Genomic DNA, 15,600 nt, shown 5'->3' with positions numbered 1-15,600 from the left:
GACACCATGGCCCTCACCGGACGCTCAGCACTCCTGGCCGCCCTCGGGTCCATCCCGGTCGGCGTCTTCGCCCCGGGCTGGACCGGAATGCTGGCGGTCAACGCCCCCCTTGCACTCGCAATTCTGTGCGACTACGCCTGCGCCGCGCCAGTGCGAAAGCTCCAGTTCACTCGAACTGGTGATACGTCAGTTCGACTCGGTGACAAGGCCGAAGTCAGCCTCACCGTCACCAACCCTTCGCCCCGCCGCCTCCGCGCCCAGCTCAGAGACGCCTGGCCGCCCAGCAGCTGGCCCGCAGGCGCCGAAGAGGCCGTGTCCCGGCACCAGTTGACGATTCCCGCCGGCGAACGCAACCGCCTGACCACGGTGCTGCGGCCCACGCGACGCGGCGACCGCCACGCTGACCGTGTCACGGTCCGCTCGTACGGCCCCCTCGGCCTCGCCGCCCGCCAGGGCAGCCACGAGGTGCCCTGGTCCGTTCGCGCGCTGCCGCCGTTCACCAGCCGCAAACACCTGCCCTCCCGCTTGGCCAGGCTCCGTGAACTCGACGGCCGCACCAGCGTGTTGACCCGTGGCGAAGGAACCGAGTTCGACAGCCTCCGTGCGTACGTGCCGGGCGACGACACCCGCTCGATCGACTGGCGCGCCACCGCCCGCCAAGGCAATGTCGCCGTGCGCACCTGGCGCCCGGAGCGCGACCGCCACGTCCTGATCGTCCTCGACACGGGCCGCACATCGGCCGGCCGCGTCGGCGACGTGCCCCGGCTCGACGCGGCCATGGACGCCGGGTTGCTTCTCGCCGCCCTCGCATCACGAGCCGGCGATCGAGTCGACCTTCTCGCCTACGACCGCCGGGTCCGCGCCCAGGTCCAGGGCCGGTCCGCGGGCGAACTTCTGGCCGCCCTCGTCAACACGATGGCCCCGCTCGAGCCCTCGCTGGTCGAGACGGATGCGCGCGGCCTCACCACAGCGGCCCTCACCCACGCCCCCCGCAGGTCTCTGATCGTCCTGCTGACCGGCCTGGACACGGCAGCGACGGAGGAGGGGCTGCTTCCCGTCCTGCCTCAACTGACCCAGCGGCACACCGTGCTGGTGGCTTCGGTCGCGGATCCCCATATTCAGCAGATGGCGGCGGGCCGGGGCGATGTCGATGCGGTCTACGAGTCCGCCGCGGCCGGCCAGACCCAGCAACAGCGCCGTCGCACGGCGGAGAAGCTGATGCGGCACGGGGTCACTGTCGTCGACGCCATTCCCGAGGAACTGGCCCCGGCCCTGGCCGATGCCTATCTCGAACTGAAGGCGGCGGGCAGGTTGTAGGAGAACGGTTTACGGGAGGGGCCGCCGACCCGGGAGGGCAGGCGGCCCTTCTCCAAGTCCAACAGGACAGGCTCCACTTGGTGCCGGCCCGAAAACGCGAAAAAGCCCCGCACCGTGACCGTATTTCTACGATCTGGTGCGGGGCTTTCCCCTAAAATTTGTTCGGCGGCGTCCTACTCTCCCACAGGGTCCCCCCTGCAGTACCATCGGCGCTGAAAGGCTTAGCTTCCGGGTTCGGAATGTAACCGGGCGTTTCCCTAACGCTATGACCACCGAAACACTATGAAGTTGAACTCGACCAGCACACACCCAAAGAGGCATGCGGGAGTTCATTGCTTCAGAACAAACACAGTGGACGCGAGCAACTGAGGACAAGCCCTCGGCCTATTAGTACCAGTCAGCTCCACCCGTTACCGGGCTTCCACATCTGGCCTATCAACCCAGTCGTCTACTGGGAGCCTTACCCTCTCAAGGAGGTGGGAACACTCATCTCGAAGCAGGCTTCCCGCTTAGATGCTTTCAGCGGTTATCCTTTCCGAACGTAGCCAACCAGCCATGCCCTTGGCAGGACAACTGGCACACCAGAGGTTCGTCCGTCCCGGTCCTCTCGTACTAGGGACAGCCCTTCTCAATGTTCCTGCGCGCGCAGCGGATAGGGACCGAACTGTCTCACGACGTTCTAAACCCAGCTCGCGTACCGCTTTAATGGGCGAACAGCCCAACCCTTGGGACCGACTCCAGCCCCAGGATGCGACGAGCCGACATCGAGGTGCCAAACCATCCCGTCGATATGGACTCTTGGGGAAGATCAGCCTGTTATCCCCGGGGTACCTTTTATCCGTTGAGCGACGGCGCTTCCACAAGCCACCGCCGGATCACTAGTCCCGACTTTCGTCCCTGCTCGACCCGTCGGTCTCACAGTCAAGCTCCCTTGTGCACTTACACTCAACACCTGATTGCCAACCAGGCTGAGGGAACCTTTGGGCGCCTCCGTTACTCTTTAGGAGGCAACCGCCCCAGTTAAACTACCCATCAGACACTGTCCCTGATCCGGATCACGGACCGAGGTTAGACATCCAGCACGACCAGAGTGGTATTTCAACGACGACTCCACAACCACTGGCGTGGCCGCTTCAAAGTCTCCCACCTATCCTACACAAGCCGAACCGAACACCAATATCAAACTGTAGTAAAGGTCCCGGGGTCTTTCCGTCCTGCTGCGCGAAACGAGCATCTTTACTCGTAGTGCAATTTCACCGGGCCTATGGTTGAGACAGTCGAGAAGTCGTTACGCCATTCGTGCAGGTCGGAACTTACCCGACAAGGAATTTCGCTACCTTAGGATGGTTATAGTTACCACCGCCGTTTACTGGCGCTTAAGTTCTCAGCTTCGCAACCCCGAAAGGTCACTAACCGGTCCCCTTAACGTTCCAGCACCGGGCAGGCGTCAGTCCGTATACATCGCCTTACGGCTTCGCACGGACCTGTGTTTTTAGTAAACAGTCGCTTCTCGCTGGTCTCTGCGGCCACCCCCAGCTCAGAGAGTAAATCTCATCACCGGTGATGGCCCCCCTTCTCCCGAAGTTACGGGGGCATTTTGCCGAGTTCCTTAACCATAGTTCACCCGAACGCCTCGGTATTCTCTACCTGACCACCTGAGTCGGTTTAGGGTACGGGCCGCCATGAAACTCGCTAGAGGCTTTTCTCGACAGCATAGGATCATCCACTTCACCACAATCGGCTCGGCATCAGGTCTCAGCCTTAATGTGCGACGGATTTGCCTACCGCACGGCCTACACCCTTACCCCGGGACAACCACCGCCCGGGTTGGACTACCTTCCTGCGTCACCCCATCGCTTACCTACTACCACCTTGGATCAGCGGCTCCACCACTCCCCTCAACTCCGAAGAGATCAGGGCGGCTTCACGGCCTTAGCATTAATGGGCTCGATATTGGGCGTTTCAAAGCGGGTACCGGAATATCAACCGGTTGTCCATCGACTACGCCTGTCGGCCTCGCCTTAGGTCCCGACTTACCCTGGGCAGATCAGCTTGACCCAGGAACCCTTAGTCAATCGGCGCACACGTTTCTCACGTGTGTATCGCTACTCATGCCTGCATTCTCACTCGTGAACCGTCCACCACTAGCTTCCGCTGCAGCTTCACCCGGCACACGACGCTCCCCTACCCATCCCAGCCCCCGTTGGGGGTATGTGCTGGAATGACACGACTTCGGCGGTACACTTGAGCCCCGCTACATTGTCGGCGCGGAATCACTTGACCAGTGAGCTATTACGCACTCTTTCAAGGGTGGCTGCTTCTAAGCCAACCTCCTGGTTGTCTCTGCGACTCCACATCCTTTCCCACTTAGCGTACGCTTAGGGGCCTTAGTCGATGCTCTGGGCTGTTTCCCTCTCGACCATGGAGCTTATCCCCCACAGTCTCACTGCCGTGCTCTCACTTACCGGCATTCGGAGTTTGGCTAAGGTCAGTAACCCGGTAGGGCCCATCGCCTATCCAGTGCTCTACCTCCGGCAAGAAACACACGACGCTGCACCTAAATGCATTTCGGGGAGAACCAGCTATCACGGAGTTTGATTGGCCTTTCACCCCTAACCACAGGTCATCCCCCAGGTTTTCAACCCTGGTGGGTTCGGTCCTCCACGACCTCTTACAGCCGCTTCAACCTGCCCATGGCTAGATCACTCCGCTTCGGGTCTAGAGCGTGCAACTCAATCGCCCTGTTCGGACTCGCTTTCGCTACGGCTTCCCCACACGGGTTAACCTCGCTACACACCGCTAACTCGCAGGCTCATTCTTCAAAAGGCACGCAGTCACGACTGTATGTGCAAGCACATACAGCGACGCTCCCACGGCTTGTAGGCACACGGTTTCAGGTACTATTTCACTCCGCTCCCGCGGTACTTTTCACCATTCCCTCACGGTACTATCCGCTATCGGTCACCAGGGAATATTTAGGCTTAGCGGGTGGTCCCGCCAGATTCACACGGGATTTCTCGGGCCCCGTGCTACTTGGGTGTCTCTCAAACGAGCCGTATGAATTTCAGCTACGGGGGTCTTACCCTCTACGCCGGACCTTTCGCATGTCCTTCGCCTATCCATACGGTTTCTGACTCGCCTCACAGCCGGCAGACTGTGAAAGAGAGATCCCACAACCCCGCATGCGCAACCCCTGCCGGGTATCACACGCATACGGTTTGGCCTCATCCGGTTTCGCTCGCCACTACTCCCGGAATCACGGTTGTTTTCTCTTCCTGAGGGTACTGAGATGTTTCACTTCCCCTCGTTCCCTCCACATACCCTATGTGTTCAGGTATGGGTGACAGCCCATGACGACTGCCGGGTTTCCCCATTCGGAAACCCCCGGATCAAAGCCTGGTTGACGGCTCCCCGGGGACTATCGTGGCCTCCCACGTCCTTCATCGGTTCCTGGTGCCAAGGCATCCACCGTGCGCCCTTAAAAACTTGGCCACAGATGCTCGCGTCCACTGTGCAGTTCTCAAACAACGACCAACCACCCATCACCCCACCAGAACCTGGTGAGTGCACTGGGGCCGGCGACCGAAGACCAGCGGGCAAAGCCCGTGCCTTCAGATACCCAACAGCGTGCCCGGCCCTCTCCGTCGCACCGACCCGCATTCCACGCTCCGAAGAGCAGTACTAGCGGCCCGAATTGACCAAGAGTGCCGAATAGTCAACGTTCCACCCATGAGCTGACCGTGCAGAACATTTGTCTGCAGACGGTGCTGTGCTCCTTAGAAAGGAGGTGATCCAGCCGCACCTTCCGGTACGGCTACCTTGTTACGACTTCGTCCCAATCGCCAGTCCCACCTTCGACAGCTCCCTCCCACAAGGGGTTGGGCCACCGGCTTCGGGTGTTACCGACTTTCGTGACGTGACGGGCGGTGTGTACAAGGCCCGGGAACGTATTCACCGCAGCAATGCTGATCTGCGATTACTAGCAACTCCGACTTCATGGGGTCGAGTTGCAGACCCCAATCCGAACTGAGACCGGCTTTTTGAGATTCGCTCCGCCTCGCGGCATCGCAGCTCTTTGTACCGGCCATTGTAGCACGTGTGCAGCCCAAGACATAAGGGGCATGATGACTTGACGTCGTCCCCACCTTCCTCCGAGTTGACCCCGGCAGTCTCCTGTGAGTCCCCATCACCCCGAAGGGCATGCTGGCAACACAGAACAAGGGTTGCGCTCGTTGCGGGACTTAACCCAACATCTCACGACACGAGCTGACGACAGCCATGCACCACCTGTATACCGACCACAAGGGGGGCACCATCTCTGATGCTTTCCGGTATATGTCAAGCCTTGGTAAGGTTCTTCGCGTTGCGTCGAATTAAGCCACATGCTCCGCTGCTTGTGCGGGCCCCCGTCAATTCCTTTGAGTTTTAGCCTTGCGGCCGTACTCCCCAGGCGGGGAACTTAATGCGTTAGCTGCGGCACCGACGACGTGGAATGTCGCCAACACCTAGTTCCCAACGTTTACGGCGTGGACTACCAGGGTATCTAATCCTGTTCGCTCCCCACGCTTTCGCTCCTCAGCGTCAGTAATGGCCCAGAGATCCGCCTTCGCCACCGGTGTTCCTCCTGATATCTGCGCATTTCACCGCTACACCAGGAATTCCGATCTCCCCTACCACACTCTAGCTAGCCCGTATCGAATGCAGACCCGGGGTTAAGCCCCGGGCTTTCACATCCGACGTGACAAGCCGCCTACGAGCTCTTTACGCCCAATAATTCCGGACAACGCTTGCGCCCTACGTATTACCGCGGCTGCTGGCACGTAGTTAGCCGGCGCTTCTTCTGCAGGTACCGTCACTTTCGCTTCTTCCCTGCTGAAAGAGGTTTACAACCCGAAGGCCGTCATCCCTCACGCGGCGTCGCTGCATCAGGCTTTCGCCCATTGTGCAATATTCCCCACTGCTGCCTCCCGTAGGAGTCTGGGCCGTGTCTCAGTCCCAGTGTGGCCGGTCGCCCTCTCAGGCCGGCTACCCGTCGTCGCCTTGGTAGGCCATTACCCCACCAACAAGCTGATAGGCCGCGGGCTCATCCTTCACCGCCGGAGCTTTTAACCCCTCAAAATGCTTTGAGGAGTGTTATCCGGTATTAGACCCCGTTTCCAGGGCTTGTCCCAGAGTGAAGGGCAGATTGCCCACGTGTTACTCACCCGTTCGCCACTAATCCACCCCGAAGGGCTTCATCGTTCGACTTGCATGTGTTAAGCACGCCGCCAGCGTTCGTCCTGAGCCAGGATCAAACTCTCCATGAATGTTTACCCGTAATCGGGTGCACACATCACGTAAGAGCGGGACGGAACCACCGGAATAAGGCGGCCCGTCCACAGCGTCCTCGCTGTGTAATCGCCTGCCGGCCACAAGGACCGACAGGACTTTTCAAAGGAACCTCGCTCCACCGAAATGGAGTCGGGGTTGTCAATCTGGCGTTGACTTTTGGCACGCTGTTGAGTTCTCAAGGAACGGACGCTTCCTTTGTACTCACCCTCTCGGGCTTTCCTCCGGGCGCTTCCCTTCGGTATTTCGTGTTTCCGACTCTACCAGACACTTTCGTGTCCGATTTCCCGTCGAATTGGGGTTCGCCTTGAATTCTTCGCTTTCGCGTTTTCCTTTTCGGCGATTCCGACTCTATCAGAAGCATTTCCACCGATTGAATCGGCTTCGCTGGTTCGAATAGTCGATCGAAATGGCTCATCACGGGGAAGATTATTTCCGGTGAGAGCGAGAGAGATGTTAGTCAGTGATCCCGAACTTGTCCAGTTCGAGGCAACCGTTTGAATCTACCTCCCCACGCGAACCGTGTCAACGGTTTTTGTGGGCGAGGAGGACACTAGCAGGTCAGAGGGGGCGCCCGCACATCACGCGGCCGTCGGGAGCTCGGCGCTGCGGGCACCCGCCTCGACGTCGCCCAGCTCGCCCGCGCGGACGGCTCGGCCGCCGAGGACGTACACGTACGTGAGGAAGGCCCCTTCGGCGGCGACGCCCAGGGTGATGCGGGCCCAGGTCGGAAGGCCCGAGGGGGTGACGAAGCCTTCGATGAGGCCGGAGATGAACAGGACGAGTGCCAGGCCGATGGCCATGCCCACCGCTGCGCGGCCTCGTTCTGCGAGGGCGGCACGGCGGGTACGCGGGCCCGGGTCGATGACCGTCCAGCCGAGGCGCATGCCCGTACCGGCGGCGACGAACACCGCGGTCAGTTCCAGGAGGCCGTGCGGAAGGATCAGGCCGAGGAAGGTGTCGAGGCGGCCGGCCGAGGACATGAGTCCGATGCCTACGCCCAGGTTCAGCATGTTGAGGAAGAGGATCCACAGGACCGGGATGCCGAGGAAGGCGCCCAGGACCAGGCACGTGGCCGCCGCCTGAGCATTGTTCGTCCATACCTGTGCGGCAAAGGAGCCGGCCGGGTGGCTCGAGTAGTACGTCTCGTACTCGCCGCCCGGCCTGGTCATCTGGCGCAGGGTGTCGGGGGCCGCGATGGCGGACTGCACCTCGGGGTGGGTGCCGATCCACCAGCCGATGACCACGGAGACCGCTACCGAGATCAGGGCTGCGGGTATCCACCAGCTTCGCGAGCGGTAGACCGCTGCGGGAAAGCCCTCGGTAAGGAAGCGTGCGGCGTCGCGCCAGGTCGCACGCCGGGTGCCGGTGACGGTGGAGCGCGCCCGTGCCACCAATTGCGTCAGCCGGGCCGTGAGGACGGGGTCCGGGGCGGTGGACTGTATGAGGGACAGATGGGTGGACGTGCGCTGGTAGAGCGTCACCAGTTCGTCCACCTCGGCACCCGCGAGGCGGCGATTTCGGTGCAGGAGGTGTTCGAGGCGGTCCCACTCCGCGTGGTGGGCGGTCACGAAGACGTCGAGGTCCATGTTCTGCTGATGCTCCAGGCACTGGGTGCGGACGGTCCGTACTACTGCGGCGCGCTGCGGGCCAGCTTGGCAGACTGGGGGCGCCAAGGGGTGTGGAAGGTCGTCGTCTGCGGAGGGTGGGGTATCGGTGAGCGCGCTGGTCACGGGAGATGCGGTCGTATTGGGGTTGCGGCCCGCGCGGTTGCCGAGTCGGGCACTTGCCTTGGTGATCGACCTGGCGGTGGTGTGGGCGGCTTACATATTGATCTCGTTGGTGATGTTGTTCGCAACCGCCTCCATGGATTCCGCTGCCCGCGCCGCAATCGGTGTGACCCTGTTCCTGCTTGTACTGGTCGGGGCGCCCATCGCCGTCGAGACGCTGAGTCGTGGGAGGTCCCTGGGGAAGCTCGCCTGTGGGCTGCGGGTCGTGCGGGACGACGGCGGGCCGATCCGGTTCCGGCACGCGCTGATGCGCGGGGCCATGGGTGTGGTCGAGATCCTCATGACCTTTGGTGTCGTGGCGTGCGTCGCCTCGCTCGTGTCCGAGCGCGGGCGGCGGATCGGTGACGTGTTCGCGGGGACGCTGGTCGTGCGGGAGCGGGTGTCGTCGGGGTGGGCACGGGCTGTTCCGCCTCCGCCGCCGTGGCTGGTGGGACGCTTCGGGGCACTTGATCTCTCGCGGGTGCCGGACGAGCTCTGGCTCGCGGTACGGCAGTACCTGACGCGTATGCGGCAGCTCGATCCGCAGGTGAGCTGGACGATGGCTACGCGTTTGGCCGAGGACATGTCGGCCCGCACCGGGGTGCCGCGTCCGGAGGGGGTGCCGCCGGCCGCGTACCTGGCCGCCGTGGTGAGCGAACGCCAGGCTCGGGACTCCCGGAGGGCGTTCGCCGAGCGCGGGGCCGTGAACGGCGGCATGACGGCGGGCGCTTCCGCTTCGGGTTCCGGGGTGGTGGCGGGGCCGGGTGTGGCAGGGCCTGGTCGTGCGGGGCCGGGTGGTGCGGGGGTTCCTGCCGGATACGTGGCGCCGGCTGCGGCGCCGACCTGGGGCACTGTTCCTGGGCCGCCCTCGGGTTCTGTTCCTGGGTCGGCCTGGGGTTCCGTTTCCGGTCCGGTCCGGGGTTCGGCTCCGGCACCTGCCTCGGCTTCGGTTTCGGCTCCGGCTCCCACTACCGCTCACCCTCCGGCTGACCAGCCGGTCGGGTTCTCGGCTTCGACCGGTGCTGTCGGGCGGGGCGGCTCGGAGGCGCAGGGTGGCGTGGGAATGGGAACGGGAACGGGCGAGGGCGGGGCGCCGAGACGTTCGACCGGGTTTGCGCCGCCTGCCTAGCGGCGGGTGACGGGTTGGGGATGCCGGGTCGGCGGATGTCGGGGGCCGGGTATCGGGGCCGGACATCGGGTGGGTGTCGACTCCCGCCCGTGGGCGTCAGCGAAAGGCAGGGCCCATCCATTCAGGGCCTGGGTGTTCATCGCCTCATGGGGCCGACGTCAGCGGGGAGTTGGGCTGCCCCGGGCTGAAGGCGGCGTCTTCAAAGCTCTCGAAGGGCCACCCTCACCAGGCTGCGACGCCCCTCGCGGGGCCGCCGGGACCCGGGGCGTCGTCAGGTCCTGAAGTAGCGCTCCGCGGGCGGAGATTGGTGCTGTGCACCCGTCTGGCCCGGGGCTGCGGGTCCGTTCGGCGGGGCTCTGGCGCGGAGCCGGGTTGCGTCGGCGCCACGCTGCGCGGCTGCGGCCTCGTTCGCTCGGCTCGGAGGGGGCCGTTGCGTCTCCTGCGCCAGAGGCCCGAGGGGCCCGTGCCTCAACCAGCGGGTGCCTAGCGGGCGTACAGCCTGCTCGGTCTGCTCCGGGCGTCGATGCCGTGTCCGGGGCGCGCGGCTGACGGCTAGAGCGCCGGGAACGTCGACGGCGGGGACTCCAGGGCTTCCAACTCGATCCCGGGGGCCGCGAGCACCACGTCTCCGGCGATGTGGACGGTGTGCTGCTCGCCCGTGTCCAGGGCGTTGACCTGGTATTCGTCCACGGTCAGGGGGCCGTTGTCAGTGGCGTGCGCTTCACTCTTCATCAGGGCCCAGGACTGGTCGATCGTGCGGGGGGCGAGGACCGGGTCCGTGAAGAGGACGAGGCGGACGCGCGTCGTCGGGGACTGGGGGGTGAGCCGCAGCAGACGGGAGGTGGCGACGAGAAATGACGGGGAACCGGCGGCGAAGGTGTGGGCGCGGACATTGCCTTCGGTCGCGTGGATCCCGGACGGGTCCGTACGGACCCAGGTGACGCCGTCCAGCGCGGCGCCTCGAACCTGCCAGCCGCCGGCGTGGAGTTCGAGGCGGATGGGGCGGCCGAGTTCGTCGAGCGCGAGGTCTACGGAGCCCGATGGATCTCCGGAGGGAGTGGTGAGCTGGGAGACGTAGCGCCAGCCTGAAGGGCCGGGGGCGCAGTGGAAGTGTTCTTCGCCGAGAAAGGTGTGGTCGTGGGGATCGTGAAGCGAATAACGGCCGCGGGGCATGGGGTCTCGAGGTCCTCGGGAGTCGGGCGCCGACTCGGTGGGGGGCGGTAGCGGTAGCGGTACGGGCAGGCCCCCGGCACGGGGGTGCGGGGGGCTGCCCGGGTTCCGGACGACCGGCGGTCCAGTCGGGTTCCGGACGACCGTTCCCGATGCCCCGCGATCCACTCGGATTCCGGACGACCGTTCCCGACGACCGGCAGGATGCCGACTGGCCGGCAGCGCCCAGTGGTCAATGTGCCACCCGGCCACCTCTCCGCCCACCTGTCAGCCCGTCTGTCCGTCTGTCCGTCTGTCCGCCTGCCTGTCCCCTGCCTGTCCCCTGCCTGTCCGCCTGGGGCGACGATGTCTTCGTCTGAAACGCCGAGGAAATCCATCCCGGCCGCGGTGGCCTGGCGCTCCGGGGCCGCGAAACCGCGAGGTCTCGCGGCCGCGGAACGCCGAGCACCGAAGCACCGAAGCACCGAAGCACCGAAGCTGCAACGCCCCTCGGCTCAAAGGCCGAAGGCGCGTTGTCCGGAGGTCGGCTGGGTCGGCACAGGCACCCCGGGGCCGGGCCGCCTGTGCCGGGCCGCCCACTTGAACGGCCTGGGGCCGCGACGCGCCGCGGCTCGGACGTTCCGGGGGCGAAGGCCACACGCCGCCCCGCGATCCTTCGTGGAGGGGCGAGGCGGTGGAGGCCGTTTCCGGAGCTGGGTGGGGTTCGCAGGCGCCACCGTCTGAACCTGGATGGCGTGGAAGGGGGTGCCTGCGGCCCGCCTTCGGTCAGTAGCGGTAGTGGTCGGGCTTGTACGGGCCCTCGATCTCGACGCCGATGTACGCCGCCTGCTCCGGACGGAGCTCGGTCAGCTTCACACCGAGCGAGTCCAGGTGGAGGCGGGCGACCTTCTCGTCGAGGTGCTTGGGCAGCACGTACACGTCCGTCGGGTACTCCGACGGCTTGGTGAACAGCTCGATCTGGGCCAGCGTCTGGTCCGCGAAGGAGTTCGACATGACGAAGGACGGGTGACCCGTCGCGTTGCCGAGGTTCAGCAGACGGCCCTCGGACAGCACGATCAGGACCTTGCCGTCCGCGTGCGTCCAGGTGTGCACCTGGGGCTTGACCTCGTCCTTGACGATGCCCGGGATCCTGGCCAGGCCGGCCATGTCGATCTCGTTGTCGAAGTGGCCGATGTTCCCGACGATGGCCTGGTGCTTCATCCTGGCCATGTCGGCGGCCATGATGATGTCCTTGTTGCCGGTCGTGGTGATGAAGATGTCGGCCTTGTCGACGACCTCGTCCAGGGTCGTGACCTGGTAGCCGTCCATCGCCGCCTGCAGCGCGCAGATCGGGTCGATCTCCGTGATGATCACCCGGGCGCCCTGGCCGCGCAGCGACTCGGCACAGCCCTTGCCGACGTCGCCGTAGCCGCAGACGACAGCGGTCTTGCCACCGATGAGGACATCGGTGGCGCGGTTGATGCCATCGATCAGCGAGTGGCGGCAGCCGTACTTGTTGTCGAACTTCGACTTCGTCACGGCATCGTTCACGTTGATCGCCGGGAAGAGGAGGTCGCCGTCGCGCATCATCTCGTAGAGGCGGTGGACACCGGTGGTGGTCTCCTCCGTCACACCGCGGATCTCGGAGGCGAGCTGGGTCCACTTCTGGGGGTTCTCGCCCAGGGTGCGGTTCAGCAGGGTGAGGATGTGGGCGTACTCCTCGGAGTCCGCCGTCGAGGGGTCCGGGGCCGCGCCGGCCTTCTCGAACTCGACGCCCTTGTGCACCAGGAGGGTGGCGTCGCCGCCGTCGTCCAGGATCATGTTCGGGCCGCCGGTGGGGGTGTTCGGCCAGGTCAGCGCCTGCTCCGTGCACCACCAGTACTCCTCGAGGGTCTCGCCCTTCCAGGCGTAGACCGGGACGCCGGCGGGGGCGTCCGGGGTGCCCTTGGGACCCACCGCGATGGCCGCGGCGGCGTGGTCCTGGGTGGAGAAGATGTTGCAGGAGGCCCAGCGGACCTCGGCGCCGAGGGCGACCAGGGTCTCGATCAGGACGGCGGTCTGCACGGTCATGTGCAGGGAGCCGGTGATGCGGGCGCCGGCCAGCGGCTGCGTGGCGGCGTACTCCTTGCGGATGGACATCAGGCCGGGCATCTCGTGCTCGGCGAGGGTGATCTCCTTGCGGCCGAAGGCGGCGAGGGAGAGGTCGGCGACCTTGAAGTCCTGGCCGGCGCCGTTGGCGTCAGTCGTCATGGTGAGCTGCTCCTCGTGGATCGGGGTCGAGGGTGGGTACGGCTGGTCTGCGGGCGGCAGCGGGCATGGGAGTGCCCGAACGCGCTCGCAGCGCAGTCCGTCGGAGGCCCTCTCTCCCTCGGCCGGGCCCGCAAGGGGCGACCGACCGACCGCCATCAGCAGCGACGTCTGGCTCTGGTCACGAATCTACACCGATCGGCCCAGCGGACCCCAGCGTCCCCAGCCAAAGCTTGGCTCGTTCCGGGGCTCCGGCCCCCGGGGTGCCCGGATCAGCGGCCTCCGGGGTGCCCGGCTCAGCGGCCGCCCGGGGTGGCGGCCGGGTCGGGGCCCGCCGCTGCTTCCTCGGCGCTGTAGATGTCCGGTTCCAGGTAGATGACCCTGGCGATCGGGACCGCCGCGCGGATGCGGGCCTCGGCGGCGTTGATGGCCGTGGCGATCTCCTGGGCGGTGTCGTCGTGCTGGACGGCGATCTTGGCGGCCACCAGGAGTTCCTCGGGACCCAGGTGGAGCGTGCGCATGTGGATGACGGAGGTCACCGCGGCGCCGTCCACGATCGCGGTCTTGATCTTCTCCAGCTCGTCCGTGCCCGCCGACTCCCCGAGCAGCAGCGACTTGGTCTCCGCGGCGAGGATGAGGGCGATCAGGATGAGCAGGATGCCGATGCACAGCGTGCCGATGCCGTCCCAGACGCCATTGCCCGTGGCCAGCGCGAGGCCGACACCCGCGAGGGCCAGGACCAGGCCGATCAGGGCGCCGAAGTCTTCGAGCAGGACGACGGGGAGTTCGGGAGCCTTGGCGCGGCGGATGAATTCCTTCCAGGAGAGCTGGCCCCTGGTGACGTTGGATTCCTTGATCGCCGTACGGAAGGAGTAGCCCTCGGCGATGATCGCGAAGACCAGGACGCCGATGGGCCAGTACCAGGCCTCGATCGCGTGCGGGTGCTTGATCTTCTCGTAGCCCTCGTAGACGGCGAACATGCCGCCCACGGAGAACAGCACGATGGAGACCAGGAACGCGTAGATGTAGCGCTCGCGCCCGTAGCCGAAGGGGTGTTGGGGTGTCGCCTCGCGCTTGGCCTTCTTGCCGCCGAGCAGCAGCAGGCCCTGGTTGCCCGAGTCGGCGAGCGAGTGGACGCTCTCCGCGAGCATCGACGACGAACCGCTGAACAGGAACGCCACGAACTTCGCCGCCGCGATGGCGAGGTTGGCGCTCAATGCCGCCACGATGGCCTTGGTTCCGCCTGACGCGCTCATGGAGGTGCCGTCTTCCCTTCGTCGGTTGCCATCGGCGGGAGCCGGCCGGTGCCCGGACCCCGCGGCGGCACATTGTTACATCAGGCAACGACGGTGGCGCGGAAAACCGTTCCCGTACCGGACAGTTCGGTCATTTCATCGGCCGGTACGAAGACGGCCGCGCCCGGGGTCAGCGTCTGGTCTCCGACCGAGGGGCGGCCCGCGGTGCACAGGAGGATCTGCGGGGTCGCCGCGGTGAGCCGGGTGGGGGCCGCGCCCTCGGCCCGCACGAAGCGGGACAGGCGGAACTCATCGGTCGGGGTCTCGTACAGCTCCTCCCCCGTCACCGAGGCCTCGGGGCGCAGCACCCCGGGGTCGGTCGGCTCGAACCGTACGACCTTGAGCAGTTCGGGGACGTCGACGTGCTTGGGGGTGAGGCCGCAGCGCAGGACGTTGTCGGAATTGGCCATGATCTCCACGCCCAGGCCGCCGAGGTAGGCGTGCGGCACTCCCGCACCGAGGAACAGGGCTTCGCCGGGCTGGAGTTGGACATGGCTGAGGAGCATCGCCGCGATGACGCCGGGGTCGCCGGGGTAGTGGTGCGCGAGCGAGGCGTACGCGGCGTACTGCGCGCCCCCGAGTCGCGCACAGGCGGCGGCCGTCTCGGTGACGGTCTCCGCCATCTCCTCGCGGTCGGCGGCCAGGACGGCGGTGAGAACCTCGCGCAGGGCGGCCTCCACGGGGTGGGCGCTCAGCAGGTCGACGTACGGCTTGAGGGAGTCGACCTCAAGGACGGCCAGTGTCCGCGCGGCGTCTTCGGGGGTGCGGAAGCCGCACAGGCCCTCGAACGGCGTGAGCGCGCAGAGCAGTTCGGGCTTGTGGTTGGTGTCCTTGTAGTTGCGGTGCGGTGCGTCGAGCGGGATCCCGGCCCGCTCCTCAGCCTCGTACCCCTCCTTCGCCTGCGCGAGGTCGGGGTGGACCTGGAGCGAGAGGGGTGCGTCGGCGGCGAGCAGCTTCAGGAGGAAGGGCAGGCGGGGGCCGAACCGGGCCACGGAGGCACGGCCCAGTTCACCCGCGGGATCCGCCGCGATCACGTCTGACAACGATGTCGTACCCGCGCCCCGGTCGAGGCGGGAAGGGGCCATGGGGTGGGCTCCCATCCACATCTCGGCCTGCGGCTCGTCGGTGGGCGCGGTGCCGAGGAGACCCGGGATGAGGGTGGTGGAGCCCCAGGCGTAGGGACGGATGGGGTTGGTGAGACGGTCCATGGTCCTGTGTTCTCTTTCGGCTGCCGGGAGCGGACCCGGGCGGTTCGGTTGCTGGGATCTGAGGCGGCCGGGCGGGCCTGCGGGCCGGGGCCGTTTCCGGCCGGGGTCTGCTCCGGCCGGCGTGCGGGGGTGGGGGTCTGTTTCCGGCCGGGATGTGC

At 65.6% G+C, this 15,600-nt stretch carries 7 protein-coding genes and 3 rRNA genes; 2 read left to right on the top strand and 8 right to left on the bottom strand.

The window, feature by feature from the left end:
• Positions 1-6 precede the first annotated feature (6 nt).
• A complete protein-coding gene (locus tag OG432_RS21025) occupies positions 7-1,317 on the top strand; it encodes a DUF58 domain-containing protein (protein ID WP_328312501.1) in 1,311 nt (436 codons plus the stop codon).
• A 160-nt stretch (positions 1,318-1,477) separates the two neighbouring features.
• On the opposite strand, the gene rrf is transcribed toward OG432_RS21025, so the two are convergent.
• The 4 genes from rrf to OG432_RS21005 all read right to left on the bottom strand — a co-directional run bounded on the left by rrf (position 1,478) and on the right by OG432_RS21005 (position 8,234).
• A 5S ribosomal RNA gene (rrf, locus tag OG432_RS21020) occupies positions 1,478-1,594 on the bottom strand.
• A gap of 90 nt (positions 1,595-1,684) precedes the next feature.
• Positions 1,685-4,809 (bottom strand): 23S ribosomal RNA (locus OG432_RS21015).
• 288 nt (positions 4,810-5,097) lie between these two features.
• A 16S ribosomal RNA gene (locus OG432_RS21010) occupies positions 5,098-6,623 on the bottom strand.
• Together the 16S, 23S and 5S rRNA genes form the textbook arrangement of a ribosomal RNA operon.
• 603 nt (positions 6,624-7,226) lie before the next feature.
• Positions 7,227-8,234 (bottom strand): stage II sporulation protein M, encoded by a 1,008-nt coding sequence (locus OG432_RS21005; RefSeq protein WP_328312500.1) that lies wholly within the window; start codon positions 8,232-8,234, stop codon positions 7,227-7,229.
• 127 nt (positions 8,235-8,361) lie between these two features.
• Between OG432_RS21005 and OG432_RS21000 the strand changes: the two genes are divergently transcribed.
• A complete protein-coding gene (locus tag OG432_RS21000; protein ID WP_328312499.1) occupies positions 8,362-9,543 on the top strand; it encodes an RDD family protein in 1,182 nt (393 codons plus the stop codon).
• A gap of 552 nt (positions 9,544-10,095) precedes the next feature.
• On the opposite strand, the gene OG432_RS20995 is transcribed toward OG432_RS21000, so the two are convergent.
• The 4 genes from OG432_RS20995 to manA form a co-directional block, all read right to left on the bottom strand.
• Complete coding sequence (locus OG432_RS20995; protein ID WP_328312498.1) at positions 10,096-10,716, bottom strand: hypothetical protein; 621 nt, start codon at positions 10,714-10,716, stop codon at positions 10,096-10,098.
• A gap of 762 nt (positions 10,717-11,478) precedes the next feature.
• A complete protein-coding gene (gene ahcY / locus OG432_RS20990; protein ID WP_328312497.1) occupies positions 11,479-12,942 on the bottom strand; it encodes an adenosylhomocysteinase in 1,464 nt (487 codons plus the stop codon).
• Positions 12,943-13,235: 293 nt separating this feature from the next.
• Positions 13,236-14,195: a cation diffusion facilitator family transporter gene (locus OG432_RS20985; RefSeq protein WP_328312496.1), complete on the bottom strand. Its 960-nt coding sequence runs from the start codon at positions 14,193-14,195 to the stop codon at positions 13,236-13,238.
• 80 nt (positions 14,196-14,275) lie between these two features.
• The gene (gene manA, locus OG432_RS20980; protein ID WP_328312495.1) at positions 14,276-15,442 is read right to left on the bottom strand and encodes a mannose-6-phosphate isomerase, class I; all 1,167 of its coding nucleotides are present in this window, start codon (positions 15,440-15,442) and stop codon (positions 14,276-14,278) included.
• Between the last annotated feature and the right edge of the window lie 158 nt (positions 15,443-15,600).

Origin of the sequence: Streptomyces sp. NBC_00442, from assembly GCF_036014195.1 — a bacterium.
Taxonomy (GTDB): domain Bacteria; phylum Actinomycetota; class Actinomycetes; order Streptomycetales; family Streptomycetaceae; genus Streptomyces.
The sequence above is the reverse complement of the archived record's forward strand: the minus strand, read 5'-3'. Positions and strand labels throughout refer to the sequence as shown.